This is a genomic window from Burkholderia sp. AU33545 (assembly GCF_020419685.1).
Lineage (GTDB): Bacteria > Pseudomonadota > Gammaproteobacteria > Burkholderiales > Burkholderiaceae > Burkholderia > Burkholderia diffusa.
This window is the reverse complement of record NZ_JAIZRQ010000003.1, coordinates 522,821-544,564: the sequence shown is the minus strand read 5'-3', so window position 1 is coordinate 544,564 and position 21,744 is coordinate 522,821. Positions and strand designations below refer to the sequence as shown.

Here is a 21,744-nt window from a genome sequence, read left to right as displayed (position 1 = left end):
CCGTCGGCTTTTTGGTTGGAGAACCCATGCGAGCCATCATTCTTGCGGCAGGCCTAGGCTTGCGCCTGCAACAACCGCCCGAGGCGCAATTCCCGAAGTGCCTGCTGCGCTTCGACGACGTGTCGCTGCTCGAGCGCCATCTGCGCGTGCTCGACGCCGCCGGCGTCGATGAAATCGTGCTCGGGCTCGGCTTCCAGTCCGGGAAGGTCGAACAGGAACTCAAGCGCCTCGGCCGCAGCGCCGAGATCGTGCTGAACGAGCGCTACGACCTCGGCAGCGTGCTGACCGTGCACACCGTCGCCGATGCGATGACGCGCGGCGGCGACGTGCTGCTGATGGACGCCGACGTGCTGTACGACGAGAACATCCTGCACGCGCTGGTAGCCGATCCCGACAAGTCGGTGGACCGCCTGCTGATCGATCGCGATTTCGAGACCGGCGACGAGCCCGTCAAGCTGTGCCTGAAGAACGGCGTGCCGGTCGAGCTGCGCAAGCAGCTCGCGGTCGACCTCGAGTACGACACGATCGGCGAGTCGGTCGGCTTCTTCCGCTTCACCGAAGGCACCGCGCGCCGCCTCGCGACGATCGTCGCGGGCTACGTCGACAGCGGCCGCGCGAACATGCCGCACGAGGAAGCCGTGCGTGACCTGCTGCTCGAAGGCGGTCATTCGTTCGACGTCGCCGACGTCACGGGCTCGCCGTGGATCGAGATCGACTTCCCGAACGACGTCGCACGCGCCACACAAGAAATTCTCCCCCTGATTCAACGCACGACCGCAGGAGCCGCACGATGAACGCACGCGAACCCAACTTCTCCGAATCGCGCAGCGCACGCCTGCGCCGCATGCTCGTCAGCAGCGACCTCGAATTCCTGATGGAAGCGCACAACGGCCTGTCGGCACGGATCGTCCGCGAAGCCGGCTTCAAGGGGATCTGGGCATCGGGCCTCGCGATCTCCGCGCAGTTCGGCGTGCGCGACAACAACGAAGCGAGCTGGACGCAGGTCGTCGACGTGCTCGAGTTCATGGCCGACGCGAGCGACCTGCCGATCCTCCTCGACGGCGACACCGGCTACGGCAACTTCAACAACGTGCGCCGCCTCGTGAAGAAGCTGGAGCAGCGCGGCATCGCCGGGGTGTGCATCGAGGACAAGCAGTTCCCGAAGACGAACAGCTTCATCGACGGCGAGCGCCAGCCGCTCGCGGAGATCGACGAGTTCTGCGGCAAGATCAAGGCCGGCAAGGATTCGCAGAGCGATCCCGACTTCTCGATCGTCGCGCGCGTCGAGGCGCTGATCGCGGGCTGGGGGATGGACGAGGCGCTGCGCCGTGCGAACGCGTATGCGGAAGCCGGTGCCGACGCGATCCTGATCCACAGCAAGCTGTCGCGCCCGGACGAGATCCTGCAGTTCGCGCGCGAATGGAGCGGCAAGGCGCCGCTCGTGATCGTGCCGACCAAGTACTACAGCACGCCGACCGACGTGTTCCGCCAGGCCGGTATCAGCACCGTGATCTGGGCGAACCACCTGATCCGTGCGTCGGCATCGGCGATGCAGTCCGTCGCACGCGAAATCCACGAAAACCAGACGCTGATCAACGTCGAGGACCGCGTCGCGTCGGTCAACGAAATCTTCCGCCTGCAGGACGCCGACGAATACTCGGCAGCCGAGCGCATCTACCTGTCGTCGTCGTCGCGCGCGTCGAACGCGGCGATCGTGCTCGCCGCGAGCCGCGGCAAGGGCCTCGAAGCCGTGACCGAGGACAAGCCCAAGGTCATGCTGCCGGTCGCCGGCAAGCCGCTCTTGCGCTGGCTCGTCGACGGCTTCAAGAAGCACGGCGTGAACGACATCACCGTGGTCGGCGGCTATCGCGCCGACGCGATCGACACGTCGGGCATCAAGCTCGTCGTCAACGAGCGCCATGCGCAGACGGGCGAACTCGCGTCGCTCGCATGCGCGGCCGAACGCCTGACGGGCGACACCGTGATCTCGTATGGCGACCTGCTGTTCCGCAGCTACATCCTGCGCGACCTGGCGGAGAGCGAGGCCGAGTTCAGCGTCGTCGTCGATTCGTCGCTCACGGAGACCAACCAGAGCGTGCGCGACTTCGCGCTCTGCTCGGCGGCAGACGATCGCGGGCTGTTCGGCCAGAAGACGTATCTGCAGCGTGTATCGAGCGACGTCGCCGCAGGCACGCCGCACGGCCGCTGGATCGGCCTCTTGAACGTGCGCGGCGCAGGCGTCGATCGCCTGAAGGCGATGCTCGCCACGCTGCAGGCGCGCCCGGATTTCGACACGCTCGACATCCCGTCCCTGCTCAACGAACTGATCGCCGCCGGCGAGAAGATCGAGGTGCAGTACGTGCACGGCCACTGGCGCGGCGTCAACGATCTCGAAGACTTCCGCCGCGCGGGCGACTTCGCGCACGGCCAGACGCCGCTGTCGGAGCCGGGTGTCGGCAACGGGAGCGCGCAATGATCGAAGCGGCCCAGTTCGTCGAGGCCGCACGCGAACGCGGCTTCGACTGGTACGCGGGCGTGCCCTGCTCGTACCTGACGCCGTTCATCAATTACGTGCTGCAGGACCCGACGCTGAATTACGTGTCGGCCGCGAACGAAGGCGATGCGGTCGCGCTGATCGCGGGCGCGACGCTCGGCGGCAAGCGCGGCATTGCGATGATGCAGAACTCGGGGCTCGGCAACGCGGTGAGCCCGCTGACGTCGCTGACCTGGACGTTCCGCCTGCCGCAACTGCTGATCGTCACGTGGCGCGGCCAGCCGGGCGTGGCCGACGAGCCGCAGCACGCGCTGATGGGGCCGATCACGCCGGCGATGCTCGACACGATGGAGATCCCGTGGGAGACGTTCCCGACCGACCCCGAACAGGTCGGCCCGGCACTCGACCGCGCGATCGCGCACATGGACGCAACGGGCCGCCCGTACGCGCTCGTGATGCAGAAAGGCAGCGTCGCGCCGTATGAGCTGAAGGCGAACCCGGCCGCGCAGCCGCGTGCGCATGTCGCCGCGCAATCGTCATCGCGCGCCGAAGCGCCCGCCGCGTGGCCGACCCGTCACGACGCGCTGCAGCGCGTGATCGCGCACACGCCGGTCGATTCGACCGTCGTGCTCGCATCGACCGGCTTCTGCGGCCGCGAACTCTACGCGATCGACGATCGCCCGAACCAGTTGTACATGGTCGGCTCGATGGGTTGCGTGACGCCGCTCGCGCTCGGCCTCGCACTCGCGCGCCCCGACCTGCGTGTCGTTGCGGTCGACGGCGACGGCGCCGCGCTGATGCGCATGGGCGTGTTCGCGACGCTCGGCACCTACGGTCCGTCCAACCTCACGCACGTGCTGCTCGACAACGGCGCACACGAATCGACCGGCGGCCAGGCAACCGTGTCGCGGCATGTGTCGTTCGCGGGCGTCGCGGCCGCGTGTGGCTACGCGTCGGCCGTCGAAGGCGATACGCTCGACGTTCTCGATGCGACGCTCGCGACGCAAGCCGACGGCGTGCAGTTCGTGCGCGTGGCGATCCGCACGGGCGTGCCCGACGGCCTGCCCCGCCCGACCGTCACGCCGGTCGAGGTCAAGACCCGTCTGATGCGGCACATCGGCGCCGCGCAGACCGAAGCCCACGTTGAAGGAGCCCATTGATGCTGCTGCTGAACCCTGGCCCCGTCACGCTCACCGAACGCGTGCGCCGCAGCCTGCTGCAACCCGACCTGTGCCATCGCGAAAGCGAATTCTTCGATCTGCAGGATGAAGCGCGTGCGCGCCTCGTCGCCGCCTACGCGCTCGATCCGGCCGAATGGGCCGCCGTGCTGATGACGGGCTCGGGCACCGCCGCCGTCGAGAGCATGATCGCGGCGCTCGTGCCGCAGGACGGCAATCTTCTCGTGATCGAGAACGGCGTGTACGGCGAGCGCATCACGCAGATCGCGACACAGTACGGAATCGCGCACGACGTGCTGAAGCACGAATGGATGCAGGCACCCGATCTCGCGCAGATCGCCGCGCGTCTCGACGCGGGCGGTTATTCGCACGTCGCGGTGATTCATCACGAAACGACGACCGGCCGGCTGAACGACCTCGGCGCGATCGCCGACGTGTGCCGCGCGCGCGGCGTGAAAATGCTCGTCGACGGCGTCAGCAGCTTCGGCGCCGAAGCGATCGATTTTGCCGGCGGCGTGATCGACGCGGTCGCCGCGACAGCGAACAAGTGCCTGCACGGCGTGCCGGGTGCCGCGTTCGTGATCGTGCGCCGCAGCGCGCTCGCGAAGGCCGCGAGCCGGACCTACTACCTCGACCTCGGCCGTCTGGCGAAGCTGCAGGATCAGCGCAACACGCCGTTCACGCCGTCCGTGCACGCGTATTACGCGCTCGTCGAGGCGCTGCGCGAGTTCGACGAAGCCGGCGGCTGGCGTGCGCGCCATGCGCACTACAAGGCGCTCGCCGACCAGGTGCAGGCCGGGCTCGCGGCGCGCGGAATGCCGCTCGTGCTGCCCGAAGGCGCATCGTCGGTCGTGCTGCGCGCGTATCGGCTGCCGCAGGGCGTCACGTACGAGACGCTGCACGACGGCCTGAAGGCGCGCGGCTTCGTCATTTATGCGGGGCAAGGCGGGCTGTCGAAAGAACTGTTCCGGATTTCGACGATGGGCGCGATTGGCGCGGCCGATGTCGAGCGGTTGCTGGAAGGGTTTACAGCGTTGACGCAATAAGCGTTGCTCCTTCGTCCATCAGAGGCCCGCAAGGGCCTTTTTTGTTGTTCGAGAAGTAGCGGGAGTATCGACCGGCCCCCCTGCCCGCAGCCGTTCGACGCGCCGCCACGCCGCACGGATGTCGTCACGGCACTCAACTCTTGTCCGAACCTGTCGTTAACGCAGGGTGGCTGCCCTTGGGAGGGCGATGCTTTCGCGTCTGGATGCACTGGGCGTGCGACCGCCGAATGTGGTGCCGACGGTCACGGCACCGCGCTCGCCGCATCGAACGACGGGGCAATACCCCGCTTGCGAGTTCGATGAATACGCAACCATTCGAGCGAGCGACATCGGATCTTGCCTGCCGCCGCAGACGAGCCCGCAGGTTGCCGGATCGCAATGCGCCGGCAAGGTTTTTCGTGTTGGTTAGAGAATGTATCCGAACAGTTACGATGTCCCGATTGCGCGCCTGGTCGCGCGTCAGATTCTGTCTTGCGCACCTGACACGCCGGTGCGAGAGGTCGCACGACGCATGTTCGCCGAGCACTGCAGCTCGATCGTCGTGATGCAGGACGACCAGGTCGTCGGGATCTGGACCGAGCACGATGCCCTGTCGGCCGGCGACGATCCGCGCGGGCTCGATCGGCCGGTCGGCGAGGTGATGAGCCATCCGGTGCTGACGCTCGAGGCCAGTACGCCGCTGGGTGAAGCTGCGATGAAGTTCACGCAGTCGGGCGTGCGGCACTTCGTGGTGGTCCGGGATGGCGCCGCGATCGGTGTGCTGACGCAGACCGACGTCGTCGTGAACCAGGGGCCGGAATTCTTCCTCCACCTGAAGCCGATCGAATCGATCTCCGTCCATCCGCCCGTCGTCGTGCCCGAGCATGCCGCGCTGCACGCAGTCATCGCGCAGATGCGCACGCAACAGCTCGATGCGATCCTCGTCGTCTACGGCGACGGCGAGCGCGGCATCCTGACCGAACGGGACGTCGTCCGGCTCCTGGCGGACGGCGGGGCCCAAGGCGCGGTCGGGGCCTTCGCCAGCAGGCCGCTGCAGATGCTGTCCGCCCGGCAGAGTCTGTATGCCGCGCAGCGCTTCATGACCGAGCACAATATGCGCCACGTCGGCATCCAGGACGAGGATGGCAAGCTCACCGGGCTGCTCTGTTTCGCGGACGTGCTGAAGAGCATCGAGCACGAATACGCGAACGAGCTGCGCAGCGCCTTGCGCGAGCGCGACGAAGCGCTGGGTCTCGCCCGCTTCAACCTGCGCATGGCGGATCGGGTGTTCGAATCGGCGCTCGAAGGCATCATGGTGACCGACCGGCATGCGAAGATCGAGCGCGTCAACCGGGCCTTCACGCGCCTGACCGGGTACACCGAGGACGAAGTGATCGGGCGCAACCCGGGCCTGCTGAGTTCAGGGCGCCAGACGCCCGAATTCTACAAGCAGCTGTGGCATTCGCTGACCACCGATGGCCACTGGCAAGGCGAAATCTGGAATCGCCGCAAGACCGGCGAGCTGTTTCTCGAATACCTGACGATCACCAGCATTCGCGACAACGCAGGCGAGATATCCCACTACGCGGCGATCTTTTCCGACATCACGCAGCGGCGCCAGGCAGAGGAACGGCTGGGCTATCTCGCCACGCACGACGTGCTCACCAATCTCGCGAACCGGGCGCTGTTCGAGGAGCGGCTCGCGCACGCGATCGTCCAGGCCAAGCGACTCGGTCGCAAGGTCGCGGTGATGTACCTCGATCTCGACCGCTTCAAGCTGGTCAACGATACGCTCGGCCACAACGCCGGCGATGAGGTGTTGAAGATCGTCGCGGGACGCATCGTCGCGGAAGTGCTCGCGAACGACACTGTGGCACGCATGGGCGGCGACGAATTCGCGCTCGTGCTCGAGGAGTTCGACGACGTCCGCGACGTCGGGCGCATTGCGCGCAAGCTGCTGGACGAAGTGGCGCGGCCCATCGATATCGGCGGTCGCGAGGTCTTCGTCACACCGAGCATCGGCATCAGCATCTATCCGGACGACGGGATCGAGGCGGAGCACTTGATCCTGCTCGCGGACCAGGCGATGTACGGCGCGAAGAGTCGCGGCAGGAACGTGTTCCAGTTCTTCGAGAGCAAGATGACGTCGTCGGCGATCGAGCAGCTGGATATGCTCGGCGAGTTGCACCGCGCGCTCGAGCAAAATGAATTCCGCCTGTTCTACCAGCCGCAATTCGATCTGGCCAGCGGCCGGATCGTCGGCGTGGAGGCGTTGCTGCGCTGGTTGCATCCACGCAGGGGGCTGGTACCGCCGGGTGACTTCATCGGGCTCGCGGAGCGGTCCGCGCTGATCGTCCCGATCGGCCGGTGGGTGCTCCACGAAGCCTGCCGCCAGGCGTGCCGCTGGCTCGACGAGGGCTTCGAGTTCGGACGTGTGGCGGTAAACGTGTCGGCACGGCAATGCCTTACCGACCATTTCCTCAGCGACCTGACGACCATCCTCAGCGAAACCACGTTGCCGACCGAGTGCCTACAGCTCGAGCTGCTCGAAAGCATGGCGATGAACACCCGCGAGGAAATCGGCATCCTGCTGCGCGAACTGGCGATCCGGGGAATCAGCCTGGCGATCGACGATTTCGGGACGGGATATTCGTCGCTGGTGTACCTGAAGGATCTGCCCGTCGATACGCTGAAGATCGATCAGTCGTTCCTCAGGGACTGCGGTTCGGGCAGCACGGACGACGCGATCGTGCGCGCGATCGTTGCGATGGGCCGCGCGCTGGGGCTCGATGTCGTGATGGAGGGCGTAGAGACGGAAAAACAACTGGCCTTCCTGAAGGAGATCGGTTGCCATCAGGGGCAGGGCTTCCTGTTCGCGCGGCCACAGCCCGCCGACCAGTTCGTCGGGATCTTGTCGCACCACAGCGCGAAATTGCTGGTGGAGTGAGCCTTCCCGGCAGCGGGCACATACGGCTGCAAGCAGCGCTCAGAGATCTCCACGCACTTCACCGGTTCCGAGCGCGCTCCGCTGCCGGTTGACTTCCGCCCATAGCTCATCGCTATCGTCATCGCGCAGCAGGACCATGTTGTCCAGCTGATCGTCGGTCACGCCGAAGTATTCCAGGATTTCCCGGCGAACCGCGTCGATGAACTGCGCGTATTCCGGGGTTGCCTGGGCCTGCGCGTGCAGGGCGTCGTATTCTGCATCGTCCGCGCCACCGCCGTGCTCGTCGATGTAGCGCGAGATCCACTGGTCTCGTTCGCGGTCGTAATCGGCTTCGGCGCGCATCGCTTGCACAGCCGTGTAGAAATCCAATTGGGCAAACGCGGCGATCGCCGCCGTTGTCGCCTCGTCGAATGTAGTCGTCATTCCATCTCTCGTGTCAGTCACGGCAAATCATCGCATGGGCCGCATCCGGGCAGGTGCCTCGAATCCGGACCGCGCAAGACGCCGCAGTCGGGGGGCACGCGTTCCAGTGCGCCACGCATCGTGGCCGCCCGAGCAACAGACACGCATTTTGCTGCACCGGAGGTACAGCGAGCAAAACAACTGGGTGCGGCACATCGCAGAACAAGTTTCGAGCGTATCGCCGCAAGCGGCACTCCGGCGTTTAAGCGCCAATGCGGGCGGCGGTCGTGCATGGGTCGTAGTGGCCGAAACGGGCGCTGTCGGATACCTCCCCGATGGTCTGTTACCGGCTCAAAACGACCCGGTGCTGTCGGTCGAGCCGTCGGAGTTGCAAGGGCGGGTGTCGGAATGGGACGGTCATTCCGCACCGTCACCTGAGGGCAAGTCATCGGCCTTAGTTGTCGTTCCTGCCTTCCCAATTCCAGTCGTTCCGCAATGATCGCTTCCTTGGGGACTTCCTTGCGATCTCGAATCCGTGCTGTCGCCCCCTATGCGTGCGCAGGTTGAAACTGTGTTTGCGTAAGCAGGGTGCGAAGGTTCCGGCCCAGATCGGCCGTCGATTCGTTCTTTTTGGAACGCCCTTTTCCACTGAGGTACAAGTACGACCGAGCTAGTATCATTGGACGCCATAATTCGTCATGGTCGCGAGTGGCTGACGCCACATTGGACGATTTCGATAACTAGTAAACTAAAGTAAAATTAATCGACAATTTTAGGACGAGATGCTTATGAAACCGCGAGCTTTTATCGGATCTTCCGTAGAGGGGTTGAACGTTGCGTACGCCGTACAGCAAAACTTAGTTCATCAAGTGGAGACGACTGTATGGGATCAAGGAATATTCCATCTTTCCTCGACCACTATTGAGTCGCTTACCACCGTACTGAATGATGTTGATTTTGGAATTTTCGTCTTTAGCCCCGACGACATTGTTAATATTCGAGGTGAAAGCAGCGCATCTGTTCGAGACAACGTTTTGTTCGAAATGGGCCTATTCATCGGAAAATTGGGCAGAGACCGCGTTTTCTTTCTCGCTCCAGACAATGCGGACATCCGCGTGCCTACTGATTTGCTCGGCGTAACTTCGGGAAAGTTTAACGCCGATCGCCAGGACGGCAGCATGCAAGCAGCAACAGGGCCTGCCTGTCACCAAATACGAACCCAAATTGCTAAGCTCGGCCCATCTAACCCGGAAAAGGTGCAAACGGGTGAGCCGGAGAAGCCAGCTCAAGAGGAGGCTACAGGAAGTTGGTTGTACGCTTTAATAAAGGATGAGTTCGACGAAGCACATAATAAAATAATGGCCGAGATCGATAAATCCGACGAGAACGGAAAGAGCTCCCTGCTTGCATGGTCATTGTATATCCACCTAAAGAAAAATCGGGCTGACGGCGTAGGGGGGCTTCTGAAATTTGCCGCCGAACACCATAAAGACACCAAAATTCAGTCTCTTGTAATGAATTTTTTAACGTGGGAAGAGCACTATGCGGATGCCATCTCACTGCATTCCAAGCTGGACCAGGAAACGTCATCGAATCCCGATGTAATCAAAGCACTTGCGCAATGTCATATCGCGGCCGAACATCCACAAGAGGCCATCGGCCTTCTGACTAGCCAGAACTTCAAGCAAAATCCAGAATATACACTTATTATCGCAAAAATTTATCAAGATGACGAGAAGGTCGATAATGCGATGGACGTATTGTACGAGGCGCTAGAAGCTAACCCGTCACACGAGCAATTGCGCTGTCAATTTGCGATGCTCGCCATGGACAAGAAAATGTGGGCTGTTGCACTTTATCTATTTGCGACGTTGAAATATGATTTCCCTAAAAACTCCGATTATTGGGGCTATTACGGCAACTGCTGTCTGGAACTGGATTTTTACGACGCGGCACTTACATCATATAAACGTGCGGACGAACTTGTGGATCATAAGGCGAGCTGGATTTCTGGAAACATTGGAAACTTGTTTTCTAACAAAGGCTTGCCAACCGAGGCAATTATTCACCTGAAACGAGCAACGACCCTCGATGAGAACTCCCAATACGCCTACGACCGAATGGCGGGTGCTTTAAAGAAAAGAGAGGAAGAGGATAGGCTTCTGCAAAAAGAGAAAGTCAATGGGAAAATTCTATTCCAGAGCTTTGCGGATAATAGACAGAAAGAGGAGTCGGCACGGTTTGCTGAACTCAAAAACCTGTCCTCGGCCGCAAACTCATAGACCATAAGTACAGCGACCTTGGTGACAGAATCGGCGCGCAATACCTTGTGCGGGAGTTCCCTACGACGATTTGCAATCCAACACCCAGACATCATCCGCGGAGCGTATTGCTAAACGGGGTCCGAATGTCTGGTTTGGCCAAATTCCGCGCGTAGCTCGTCCGGCAGGGTCCGGAGTATTGCAGCCACTCCAACGGCAGGGTTTGCAGCTCGTTGAACGGCAGGTTGTGGCCGTTCAACGACATCCACAGCCCCAAAGACCATCCCCCAAATGCCCCCGAGAATCCTCCATTTCGCCCCGCTTCTGGCGCTCGCCGCCTCCCCCCTGGTTCAGGCTGCCGGCGATCAGCCGTGCGACGACGCCGCCGTCATGGCCGTCGCCCGCTGGGCCGGAATCGCGGGCGCCACGCGTGGCGCGGACCAGCAAGTTATCGCATCCGCATGCAAGGTGACGCCGAACGCCCCGCAGACGACGATCGCGGCCATCGCGTTCGATTCGCTGCCGAAGAGCAAGAACCCAGACGACAGCAGCAAGCTGCAGGTCGTCGCGCTCGTCGAGGGCGGCAAGGTCGTCGCGGCCGAGCAGTCGATCGTCGATGAAGATGCCGCCACCGAAGTCGGCCCGAACAGCTATCGCATCGATACCGCGCCGTACCGGCTGTCGCGCGACGTGCGCGCGTTCGGCATCGTCTTCACGAGCAGCGCACGCGGGCCGAGCTGCCCCGATGCGAACGCAAGCGAAGAGCTGACGCTGTGGGTTCGCGAAGGCAATCGCATCCGCCCGGTATTCGGCACCAACCTGTACGGCTGGGTCAGCGTCGAGGGCGACGCGTGCGGCGCCGGCGCGGGCGACGCTCGCAGCGAAGACGCGAAGATGACGATCGCCGTCGAGCAAGCGTCGAGCCACGGCTTCGCCGATTTAACGATCACCGCACACGTCACGGAGACGAAGCGCACAGACGGCAACTACTCGGATACGGGCAAGCGAACCGCACGCACGATCGTCAGATACGACGGCAAGTCGTACGGGATCGACATGTTCCGGACCTTCTGGTATTCACCCGAGGCGCTGAAGCGTTTCAAGTGAAGCCGCAGGCAGCGCACGCCACGCCCGCCTACTCCGCCACCTTCGGCCCGATCGCATCGGTCTGCACCGGCATCCGCAGTGCATCGTCGCGCATGCGTCGCGTCTCGCGCGCGGTGTAGCGATCCTTCAGCCGAAGGAACGGTTTCTCGACGAGGAAATAGCTCGCCGTCGCGGCCAGCAGCGCCCACACGATCCCGAGCGGGAAGGCGTGCGGAACGGCCAGATCCGGATTCGCGAACGGCTGCTGCCACAGATACAGGCTGAACGAGATCGTCCCGACGAACACGACCGGCGCGGCGCACAGCCACCGCGCGCACCAGAACTCGCTGCGGAAATTCAGCACGACGATCACGATCGCGATGAGCGCGGCCTCGAGCGTCACGCCGTAGGTCGCATTCCAGAAGCCACCGAGCCGATGCTCGGCAACGGGCATCCCGAACAGCACGATGAAGACGAGCGCCGTCACGATGCGCGTCTCGCCGCGCCACGAGCGGACCCATGCTTCGATCCGTTCACGGTTGAGCGCCGCGTAGCAGCCGATCAGGATCGGATCGACGCCCGTATGCAGCATCATCCCGAGCTGGCCGCGCAGCGCCGGCGCGACGAAATACGTGAGCGCGCGCACCAGCGGCACGGCCAGGATCAGCGCGGCCAGCCAGCGGGTGCCGCGACGGCGGGTGCCGTACACGAACAGCAGCGGCCAGAACCAGTAGAACTGCTCCTCGAGCGCGAGCGACCAGAAATGGCCGAGATACCACGCGCCGGCCGGATGCAGCGCGTTGTCGCCGGTCAGCCCGAACCACGCCGAGTAGTTCCACAGATGCAGCGCCGCATACAGCCACTGATGGCGATCGACGTCGAGCCAGCCGGCGATGGCGAGCACGCCGACGGTCGCGAGATACACGTAGCAGGCCGGCCAGATCCGTAACGCGCGGCGCACGTAGAACGACGTCAGCGCGATCCCGCCGGTGCGCGCGAATTCCGCGCGCAGCACGTTGGTGATCAGGAAGCCGCTGAGGACGAAGAAGATCAGCACGCCGAGCCGGCCGTCGGCGATCAGCCGCAGCGGCGCGAACCAGCCCGTATAGCCGCCCGGCAGTACGTGCTCCGCATGGCCGACGACGACCATCGTGACCGCGACGGCGCGCAACCCGGTCAGCTGCTTGACGCGATGGTTCATCGGCTCGTTTCCCGTTGGCACGGTGGAGGAACGGTATGAAGGCCGGCGCCCGCGACCGGCTCGCCGATATGTCGCCGGGATTTTGTCTGAAAAATATCGGAACGAAATTGCTTCAAAAAATTTCGGTGCGCCTGTCGGCCGAAATACCGCGCCGCACGCCCGGTGCCGGCCGGCGCACGGCGGCCGGAATGAATGGGCATAATGACAAGCCTTGTCCGGCGGCGGCCGGTCCGATGCAGACACAACGAATCTTGCGGCGCCGCAATATCCGCGACACCGGCGCTGCGGGATTCCGATCGCACACCGGCCCGTGCCTCGTCCGCCCTCCTGCCGACCCTCACCCGGAGCCTGCCTGTGTACCCACCGATCGAACCCTACGCCCACGGCCACCTCGATACCGGCGACGGCCACCGCATCTACTGGGAGCGCTGCGGCAACCCGTCCGGCAAGCCGGCGGTGTTCCTGCATGGCGGCCCGGGCGCCGGCTGCAGCCCCGACCATCGCCGCCTGTTCGATCCCGAGCGCTACGACATTCTGCTGTTCGACCAGCGCGGCTGCGGGCGTTCGACGCCGCACGCGAGCCTCGACAACAACACGACCTGGGACCTGGTGGCCGACATCGAGCGCCTGCGCGAGATGGTGGGCGCGGAACAATGGCTCGTGTTCGGCGGCTCGTGGGGCAGCGCGCTCGCCCTCGCCTATGCGGAAACGCACCCGCAGCGCGTGAGCGCGCTCGTCGTGCGCGGCATCTTCACGATGCGCCGCGCGGAGTTGCTGTGGTACTACCAGGAAGGTGCGTCGTGGCTGTTCCCGGATCTGTGGGAGGAATTCCTCGCGCCGATTCCGGAAGCCGAGCGCGGCGACCTGATGGCCGCGTACCATCGCCGGCTGACGGGCGACGACGAAGCCGCGAAGCTCGAAGCCGCGCGCGCATGGAGCATCTGGGAGGGCCGCACGATCACGCTGCTGCCCGATCCGGCGCTGGCCGCGCACTTCGCGGACGGCCACTACGCGCTCGCGTTCGCGCGAATCGAAAACCACTACTTCGTGAACCGCGGTTTCGTCGAAGAAGGCCAGCTGCTGCGCGACGCGCATCGCCTCGCCGGCATTCCGGGCGTGATCGTGCAAGGCCGCTACGACATCGCGACGCCCGCACGCACCGCGTGGGACCTCGCGAAGGCATGGCCCGACGCGACGTTCGAGATCGTGCCGGACGCCGGGCATGCGTACAACGAACCGGGCATCCTGAAGGCACTGCTCGCCGCGACGGACCGGTTCGCCGCGTAATCTGCCACGCCCAAGCGGCGCGCTGCAGCCGGCAACACCGGCCTGCACGCGCCGTCCGCTCAAAGCGCGGCTTCGACGATCGTCCGGCCGCTGATCGCGCGCTCGACGAGCTGTTCGTCGCCGACCTTGCGGATCGCATCGTCGAGCAATCCTTCCGGCTGCTCGGTCGCCACCTTCAGCAGGCCCGACAGGCCGCGCGCGTCGAGCACCACGAGCGTCTCCATCGAATCCGCGCGGCTCACGAGCACGCGACGGAATGCGGGGCCCGCGCCGAAGCTCGCGCAGAGCGCGATCGTCTCGTTGCCGAGCGTGTAGTCGAAGTTCTTGATCATGTCTGCCGCCGTTGCAAGGGAATGGCCACGCGCGACGGCGCGGCGCCGTGACGTCGACGCACCCGTGCGTGCCGCCGGCGCCGGACCAGGATCCGGTCCGTTCGCCGGCATCCCCATGCTAGGCGGGCAGAATTAACGAAGACTTAAATGCTTGAAAGACCGGCGAGCGCGGCGCCGGCCCGATCATGCCGCGTGGCTTACGGCGTATCGAGCGGCTCGACCGTCACGCCGACCTTCAGCTCCTGATCCGCGCCGCCGCCGCGGATCACGCCGCGCAGCGGCGTCACGTCCGCGTAGTCGCGGCCGATCGACAGCATCACGTAGTCGTCGCCCGGTGCACGGTCGTTGGTCGGATCGAGCTGCAGCCAGCCGTTGTCCTCGGGCCACGCCGGGTCGTACACCTCGACCCATGCGTGCGATGCGTCCGCGCCGATCAATCGCGGCTGCCCGGGCGGCGGCTGCGTCAGCAGATAACCGCTCACGTAACGCGCGGCCAGCCCGAGCGAGCGCAGCGCGCCGATCATCACGTGCGCGAAATCCTGGCAGACGCCCTTGCGCAACCGCAGCGCATCGAGTGCCGACGTCGTGATGTCGGTGCTGTTCGGCGTGTACGCAAAATCGGCGTGCACGCGCCGCATCAGGTCCCATGCGGCCTGCACGAGAGGCCGCTGCGGCGTGAAGCTCGCGGCCGCATACGCGGCGAGTTCGGGATCGCACGCGACGTGCGGCGAAGCAAACACGAATTCGCTCGCCGCGTCGTAAGGCTGCCCCGCGCGGAACCGCAAGCGGTCGCGCACGGCTTCCCATGCAGTCGTGTGTTTGCCGTCGGGATGCGCGATCGCGGGCGGCGGCGCGCCGCGCGCACCGAGCGACCACACGGGCGGCGTCACGCACACCGTACTGCGGCTGCGAACGAGCAGCGCGTCGTGCGGCTGGTTCAGCGCGAACGATGCGCGCGCGTTGCCGAATGCGTCGATTTCCGTGCAGATCGATTCCGGCGCGGGCTCGATGTCGAGCGCGAACGACAGCACCTGCTGGCGCCGCGTCGCGAGCGGTTGCAGACGCGCCTGGTGCTGGGCGGATTCGACGCGTGCGGCGTAGCGGTATTCGGTGTCGTGCGTGACGCGCAGTACGCGGCCGGGCGCCCCAGCGGCCGGCGCGGCCGATGCCGGTGCCGCGGCCTGTCGTCCGTTGCCGGAACCGGCCGGCACCTTCGCCGCGTGTTTCGTCGTCACCATAGCGTCCTGCCCGCCTCACGCACGTGGCTGAAATAGCGCTCGCCGATCCGGTTCGACAGTTCCCACACGGCCTTCGCGGTCGCGTCGAGCGCATCGAGCAGCTTGCCGTGCCGGCCGTCGTCGCCGGTTTCGCACAGCTCGTGCAGCGACCACGCGGGCACGTCCGGAATCGTCTCGGCCAGTTCGGACAGCGCATAGCCCTCGCTGCGCTCGACCTTCGTCAGCCGGCCGCACAGCGCCTGCACGACCCAGCCGAGCGAGCGCGGGTTGTCGGTGTCGAGCACCACGAGCGACAGCAGCGGCGCGACGTCGAAACCGCGCTGGAAACGCGAGCGGAACGTGATCGTGCTGTCGAACAGCTCCAGCACGAGTTCGAAGCCGTCCTGCCGGTGCACCGCGCCTTCGTCGAACGCGAACTTCAGCACGCTGCACAGGAAGTCCAGCCGGTCGATCTGCCGGCCGATCGACAGCAGCCGCCAGCCGTCGTCGCGCGTCATGTTGTCGGTCTGCGCGCCGGTGATCGCGCCGAGCAGCAGCCCCAGCCGCTCGAGCAGCTGCAGCGCCTCGTTGCCGATCTGCTCCTCGGCTTCCGGATGATCGGCGCTGTCGGCGAACAGTTGCGTCGCGTCGTCGATCAGCCGCCACTGATCGCTCGACAGCCGCTCGCGGATCGCGGCGGCGGCCGCGCGCATCCCGAACAGGCACGACGCGATGCCCGAGGTACGGTCCGCGCCGCGCGTCAGCGACGTCGCGAGCGCGTGCTGGAACGCGCGCGGCGCATCGACGGCGTTCGGCGCGTCGGGCGCGATCAGCCCCGTGTCGCGGCACAGCGTGTCGATCAACTCCAGATGCGCGGGACTGTCGACGTCGTCCTCGCCGCGCAGCCGCTCAAGCGCGGCGCGTGCAAGACGCATCAGATTGGTCGCGCGCTCGGTGTAGCGGCCGAGCCAGAACAGGTTCTCGGCCGCGCGGCTCGCGATCGCGCGCGGGCGCTCGACCAGATCGTCGGGGCCGAGACGGGTCTGCAGCAGCGTCGTCGAATCGACGATGCCTTCGGTCATCACCCACGTATCGACGGTGCTGCCGCCGCGCGGCATCGGCGCGTTGAACAGCGTGTCGCGCGTGCCGACTCGCGACAGCCCGCCCGGCAGCAGCCGCCAGCGTTGCGCGCCATCGGCGAGCGCGAAGACGCGCAGCAGCAGCGGCTTCGGCACGATGCGCGCGCCGCCGGCGCCGTCGGGTGCGTCGTGTCCCGGCCAGGTCGGCGCCTGCGACAGCGGCAGGTCGGCCTGCACCGTGTAATGCTCGGGCCGGGCCAGGATTCGCGCACGCCATTCGGCCAGCTGCGCCGGCGTGAGCCGCGCGCCGATCACCGGGTCGAACGCGCCGCCGGCCTGCACGTCGGGCGGATACGACGGCTTCACGATGCTGCGCGCGAGCTGCGGCAGCGCGTCGTCGCAGGCTGCCGCCTCGCCGCACCACCACGAATGCACGGCGGGCAGCGTCAGCGTTTCTCCGAGCAGCCCTTCCGCGAGGCGCGGCATGAAACCGAGCACGCCCGGCGATTCGAGGAAGCCCGAGCCCGGCGCATTCGCGAGCAGCACGTTGCCCGCGCGCACGGCCTGCAGCAGCCCCGGCACGCCGAGCAGCGAATCGGGCCGCAGTTCGAGCGGATCGAGCCATGCGTCGTCGACGCGCCGCAGGATTCCGTGCACGGGTTCGAGCCCGCGCAGCGTCTTCAGAAAGACACGGTTGTCGCGCGCGGTCAGGTCGCCGCCCTCGACGAGCGTGAAGCCGAGGTAGCGCGCGAGATACGCATGCTCGAAGTAGGTCGCGCTGCGCGGCCCCGGCGTCAGCAGCACGATCCGCGAATTCTTCGCGGCCGGGCTGAGCGACTGCATGCTCTGCAGCAGCGCACGGTAGGCGGACGCAAGCCGCTGCACGCGCAGTCCGCGAAACCCGCGCGGAAAGAGCCGCGACACGATCAGCCGGTTTTCGAGCAGGTAGCCGAGCCCGGCCGCGCCCTGCGTGTGCTGCGCGACGATCCGCCACTGGCCGTCCGGGCCGCGCGCGAGATCGAACGCGACGACATGCAGCCACGTATCGCCCGGCACGCGTGCGCCGCGCATCGCGCGCAGGTAGCCGGGATGGCCCGTGACGAGCGCGGGCGGCAACAGCCCGCGCTGCAGGATCGTCTGCGGCCCGTACAGATCGGCCAGCGTGGCGTTGAGCAGCCGCACGCGCTGCAGCACGCCACGCTCGATCGCGACCCAGTCTTCGGGCGTGACGATCAGCGGCAGCAGGTCGAGCGACCACGGGCCGGCCGCGCCGTCGCCGGCGCGCTGCTCGTGCAACTGGTAGAACAGGCCGTTCTCGCGCATGCGCCGATGCAGCGCGTCGGCGCGGCGGTCGAGGTCGGCCACGCCGTCGCTGCCGATCGACGTGAAGAAGCTGCGCCATGCAGGCGCGAGCAGCGGCGCGGTGAGGCCGGCGGCGCTGCCGCGCAGTTCGTCGTAGCGGCCGGCCGCGGCCGGCGCCGCGAGCGCGGCGGCCAGTTCCGCGGCATCCGGCTGCGCGCCGGTATCGAAGAGCGTGGGCATCGCGTCGGCGTCGGCGAGATCGTCGGGGTGAATGGGCGGCACGGTCGGTATCGTTCCGTCGTCAGGGGGCGGACGCGCCCGCGCGCCGCCGCACCGGCGGCCGGGCACGGCGGACGGCCGCGTTCAGCCCGCATCCTAGCACTCCGGCCGGCGCGCCGGGAGGTCGCGAACCGCGCATCGTCGTCCGTCCTTTCATCCGACGATCAAGGCCGTCGCAAATCGAGCGTGAACGGGAATTCGCGGCTCGGCGCGGCGGCCGACACGTCCATCCGCCCCGGCGTGTGCCCCATCGCGACGAAGCGCGCGAGCCGGCGGCTCTCGGCCTCGTACGCGTTGACCGGGAACGTCGCGTAGTTGCGCCCGCCCGGATGCGCGACGTGATACCGGCAGCCGCCGAGCGAGCGTTGCAGCCACGTATCGACGATGTCGAACGTGAGCGGCGCATGCACGCCGATGGTCGGGTGCAGCGCCGACGGCGGCGCCCATGCCTTGTAGCGCACGCCCGCGACATATTCGCCGACGGTGCCGGTCGGCTGCAGCGGCAGCGCGCGGCCGTTGACGGTCACCACGTGGCGGTTGTCGTTCAGCCCGGTCACGCGCACTTCGAGCCGTTCGACCGACGAATCGACGTAGCGCACCGTGCCGCCGGGCGCGCCCTCCTCGCCCATCACGTGCCACGGCTCCAGCGCGCCGCGCAGCGACAGTTGCATCCCGTTCACCGCGATCTGCCCGAACAGCGGGAAACGGAATTCGAAGTGCGGCGCGAACCAGGCCGGGTCGAACGCGAAACCGGCGTCGCGCAGCTCGGCCAGCACGTCGTCGAAATCCATCTTCAGGAACGCGGGCAGCATGAAGCGATCGTGCAGCGCGGTGCCCCAGCGCGTGAGCGGCGTCGTGTACGGCGCGGCCCAGAAGCGCGCGACCAGCGCACGCAGCAGCAGTTGCTGCACGATGCTCATCCGCGCATGCGGCGGCATCTCGAACGCGCGCAGTTCGAGCAGGCCGAGCCGGCCGGTCGACGAATCGGGCGAATACAGCTTGTCGATGCAGAACTCGCTGCGGTGCGTGTTGCCCGTCACGTCGATCAGCAGGTTGCGCAGCACGCGGTCGACGAGCCACGGCGGCATGTCCTGCCCGTACAGCAGCTTGTTGCGCTGGATTTCCGCGAACGCGATGTCGAGCTCGTAGACCTGGTCGTTGCGCGCCTCGTCGACGCGCGGCGCCTGGCTCGTCGGCCCGATGAACAGCCCCGAGAACAGGTACGACAGCGACGGATGGTTGTGCCAGTAAGCGATCAGGCTCGCGAGCAGGTCCGGGCGGCGCAGGAACGGGCTGTCGGCCGGCGTCGCGCCGCCGAGCACGAAGTGGTTGCCGCCGCCCGTGCCGACGTGCCGGCCGTCGACCATGAACTTCTCGCTGGAAAGACGCGACTGCCAGGCGGAGTCGTACAGGAATTCGGTCTGGCCGACGAGTTCGTCGAAGCTCTTCGCCGGGTGGATATTCACCTCGATCACGCCGGGATCGGGCGTGACCTGCAGCAGCTTGAGCCGTGCGTCGCGCGGCGGCGGATAACCTTCGAGCACGAGCTTCACGCCGAGCGCGTGCGCGGTCAACTCGATCGCGGCGAGCAGGTCGAGATAGTCCTCGAGCGCGGCGAGCGGCGGCATGAACAGGTACAGGATGCCATTGCGCACTTCGGCGCACAGCGCGGTACGCGTGATCCACGCGGCCGATTCGAAGCGCTCGGGGCGGCGCTGCGCGTCCGGCGCGCCATGCGCGTGCCGTCCACCCGCAGCCGTGCCGTCGCCGCGCCACTGCATGACCGTTTGCACGGGTGCTTCGCGATGCGCGCCGGCCAGGTAGTGCGGCGCGTCGGCCGTGCCCGCATGACGCGCACGGAACGCGGCCGCGTCCGGCAGCGCGTCGCGCGGCGCGAACGGATCGCGTTCGACCAGGTACGGATAGTCGGCGCCGGCGACCCACGGCAGCGAATCGAGCGGCAGCCGATAGCCCATCGGCGAATCGCCGGGCACGAGGTACATCCGCTCGTCGCGGAAGAACCACGGGCCCGTCTGCCAGCGCGGGCCGTCGAGGCCCGGCCGATCGCGGCCCGGCGCGTCGTCCGTGCGCTTGATCGGCAGCACGTAGCCGACCACGCTGTCGAGCTGCTGCTCGAACACCTTGCGCAGCCGCGCGCGTTCGAGTTCGTCGTCGAGGCGCGAATCGAACGGATCGACGTTGACGGGCAGCCTGCGCTCTCGCCACAGGTAGTACCAGACGTCCTCGTAGCCGGGCCGCACGAATTCGTCGGTCAGCCCGAGGCGCGCGGCCAGCGCGTCGATGAAGCGCTTCGCGTCGTCGGTCGTGCACGCGGACGGCTCGCGCTCGTCGGCGAACAGCGACGGATCGTGCCACACGGGCTGGCCGTCGGCGCGCCAGAAGATCGACAGCGCCCAGCGCGGCAACTGCTCGCCCGGATACCACTTGCCCTGCCCGAAATGCAGGAAGCCGCCTTCGCCATATTCGGCGCGCAGCCGCTGCACGAGTTCGGTCGCGTAGCCGCGCTTGGTCGGGCCAAGCGCATCGGTGTTCCATTCGGCGCCGTCGCGATCGTCGATCGACACGAAGGTCGGCTCGCCGCCCTGGGTGAGCCGCACGTCGCCGGCCGTCAGCGCGCCGTCGACCTGCGCGCCGAGCGTGCGCACGGCGTCCCACTGCGACTCGGTATACGGCTTCGTCACGCGCGGCGATTCGTACACGCGCGTCACCACCATCTCGTGTTCGAACGCGACTTCGCACTCGTCGATCAGCCCTTCGACCGGCGCGGCGCTGGTCGGCTGCGGCGTGCACGCGAGCGGGATGTGCCCTTCGCCGGCGAGCAGGCCCGAGGTCGGATCGAAGCCGATCCAGCCCGCGCCCGGCAGATAGACCTCGCACCACGCGTGCAGGTCGGTGAAGTCGACCGACGTGCCGCTCGGGCCGTCGAGCGCCTTCACGTCGGGCGTGAGCTGGATCAGGTAGCCGGACACGAAGCGCGCGGCGATGCCGAGGTGCCGGCAAAGCTGCACGAGCAGCCACGCGCTGTCGCGGCACGACCCGGATGCGAGTTTCAGCGTCTGCTCGGGCGTCTGCACGCCCGGCTCCATCCGCACGAGATAGCCGATGTCGTGCTGCAGCTGCTGGTTCAGCGCGACGAGGAAGTTCACGGTGCCGGCCGGCGTGCGGTCAACGCCGTCGAGATACGCGCGGAACAGCGGCGCCGCGCTCGTCTGCGGATCGCACGCGAGGTACGGCGCGAGTTCGGTCTTCAGCGCATCGTCATAGTTGAACGGATATTGCTCCGCGCTCGCTTCCAGAAAGAAGTCGAACGGGTTGTACACCGACATCTCGGCAACCAGGTCGATCGTGATCTCGAAGTGTTCGGTGCGTTCCGGAAACACGAGCCGCGCGAGATAGTTCGAGAACGGGTCCTGCTGCCAGTTGATGAAGTGCTGCGCGGGCTCGACCGTCATCGAATACGCGACGATCGGCGTCCGGCAGTGCGGCGCGGGCCGCAGCCGCACGATCTGCGGGCCGAGGTTGACGGGCCGGTCGTAGCGGTAGCGGGTGGTGTGATGCAGCGCGACGTGGATGGGCATGGGAGAGCCGCTCGGTTCGGGTTGGGCCGGCCGCGCGCGCCGCGTCGTCGTCGCT

The 21,744-nt window shown here is 66.3% G+C and carries 14 protein-coding genes; 8 read left to right on the top strand and 6 right to left on the bottom strand.

What is annotated here, in order from left to right:
- The first annotated feature begins 26 nt into the window (after positions 1–26).
- The 5 genes from LGM71_RS12475 to LGM71_RS12455 all read left to right on the top strand — a co-directional run bounded on the left by LGM71_RS12475 (position 27) and on the right by LGM71_RS12455 (position 7,644).
- Complete coding sequence (locus LGM71_RS12475; RefSeq protein ID WP_226114986.1) at positions 27–794, top strand: NTP transferase domain-containing protein; 768 nt, start codon at positions 27–29, stop codon at positions 792–794.
- Entirely contained in the window at positions 791–2,476 is a 1,686-nt protein-coding gene (gene aepX, locus LGM71_RS12470) for a phosphoenolpyruvate mutase (RefSeq protein ID WP_226114985.1), read from the top strand. Before LGM71_RS12475 ends, aepX begins: the two co-directional genes overlap by 4 nt.
- Positions 2,473–3,654 (top strand): phosphonopyruvate decarboxylase, encoded by a 1,182-nt coding sequence (gene aepY, locus LGM71_RS12465; RefSeq protein WP_124628754.1) that lies wholly within the window; start codon positions 2,473–2,475, stop codon positions 3,652–3,654. Before aepX ends, aepY begins: the two co-directional genes overlap by 4 nt.
- A complete protein-coding gene (locus LGM71_RS12460; RefSeq protein ID WP_226114984.1) occupies positions 3,654–4,718 on the top strand; it encodes a 2-aminoethylphosphonate aminotransferase in 1,065 nt (354 codons plus the stop codon). Before aepY ends, LGM71_RS12460 begins: the two co-directional genes overlap by 1 nt.
- A 412-nt stretch (positions 4,719–5,130) precedes the next feature.
- Positions 5,131–7,644, top strand: coding sequence for an EAL domain-containing protein (locus tag LGM71_RS12455; RefSeq protein WP_226114983.1), 2,514 nt, complete (start codon positions 5,131–5,133; stop codon positions 7,642–7,644).
- A 39-nt stretch (positions 7,645–7,683) separates the two neighbouring features.
- Here the strand turns inward: LGM71_RS12455 and LGM71_RS12450 are convergent, their stop codons facing one another.
- The gene (locus LGM71_RS12450) at positions 7,684–8,067 is read right to left on the bottom strand and encodes a hypothetical protein (protein ID WP_059684678.1); all 384 of its coding nucleotides are present in this window, start codon (positions 8,065–8,067) and stop codon (positions 7,684–7,686) included.
- Between the two features lie 767 nt (positions 8,068–8,834).
- On the opposite strand from LGM71_RS12450, the gene LGM71_RS12445 reads away from it, so the two are divergent.
- On the top strand, positions 8,835–10,328 hold the full coding sequence (locus LGM71_RS12445) for a TIR domain-containing protein (protein ID WP_226114982.1): 1,494 nt from the start codon (positions 8,835–8,837) through the stop codon (positions 10,326–10,328).
- Between the two features lie 270 nt (positions 10,329–10,598).
- A complete protein-coding gene (locus LGM71_RS12440; RefSeq protein WP_226114981.1) occupies positions 10,599–11,414 on the top strand; it encodes a multidrug ABC transporter ATPase in 816 nt (271 codons plus the stop codon).
- 28 nt (positions 11,415–11,442) lie between these two features.
- On the opposite strand, the gene LGM71_RS12435 is transcribed toward LGM71_RS12440, so the two are convergent.
- Positions 11,443–12,594 carry an acyltransferase family protein gene (locus LGM71_RS12435; RefSeq protein ID WP_226114980.1) on the bottom strand — a complete coding sequence of 384 codons (1,152 nt, stop codon included), beginning with the start codon at positions 12,592–12,594 and terminating at the stop codon, positions 11,443–11,445.
- Positions 12,595–12,948: 354 nt separating this feature from the next.
- Here LGM71_RS12435 and pip point away from each other — a divergent pair, with 354 nt between their 5' ends.
- Entirely contained in the window at positions 12,949–13,881 is a 933-nt protein-coding gene (gene pip, locus LGM71_RS12430) for a prolyl aminopeptidase (RefSeq protein WP_226114979.1), read from the top strand.
- Between the two features lie 59 nt (positions 13,882–13,940).
- Here the strand turns inward: pip and LGM71_RS12425 are convergent, their stop codons facing one another.
- From LGM71_RS12425 to LGM71_RS12410, 4 genes are all read right to left on the bottom strand, one after another.
- Positions 13,941–14,213: a hypothetical protein gene (locus LGM71_RS12425; RefSeq protein WP_059607812.1), complete on the bottom strand. Its 273-nt coding sequence runs from the start codon at positions 14,211–14,213 to the stop codon at positions 13,941–13,943.
- 197 nt (positions 14,214–14,410) lie between these two features.
- A complete protein-coding gene (locus tag LGM71_RS12420; RefSeq protein ID WP_124628768.1) occupies positions 14,411–15,451 on the bottom strand; it encodes a transglutaminase family protein in 1,041 nt (346 codons plus the stop codon).
- Positions 15,445–18,051 (bottom strand): circularly permuted type 2 ATP-grasp protein, encoded by a 2,607-nt coding sequence (locus tag LGM71_RS12415; RefSeq protein WP_226115148.1) that lies wholly within the window; start codon positions 18,049–18,051, stop codon positions 15,445–15,447. Before LGM71_RS12415 ends, LGM71_RS12420 begins: the two co-directional genes overlap by 7 nt.
- Positions 18,052–18,254: 203 nt before the next feature.
- The gene (locus LGM71_RS12410) at positions 18,255–21,689 is read right to left on the bottom strand and encodes a DUF2126 domain-containing protein (protein WP_226114978.1); all 3,435 of its coding nucleotides are present in this window, start codon (positions 21,687–21,689) and stop codon (positions 18,255–18,257) included.
- Positions 21,690–21,744: the final 55 nt, after the last annotated feature.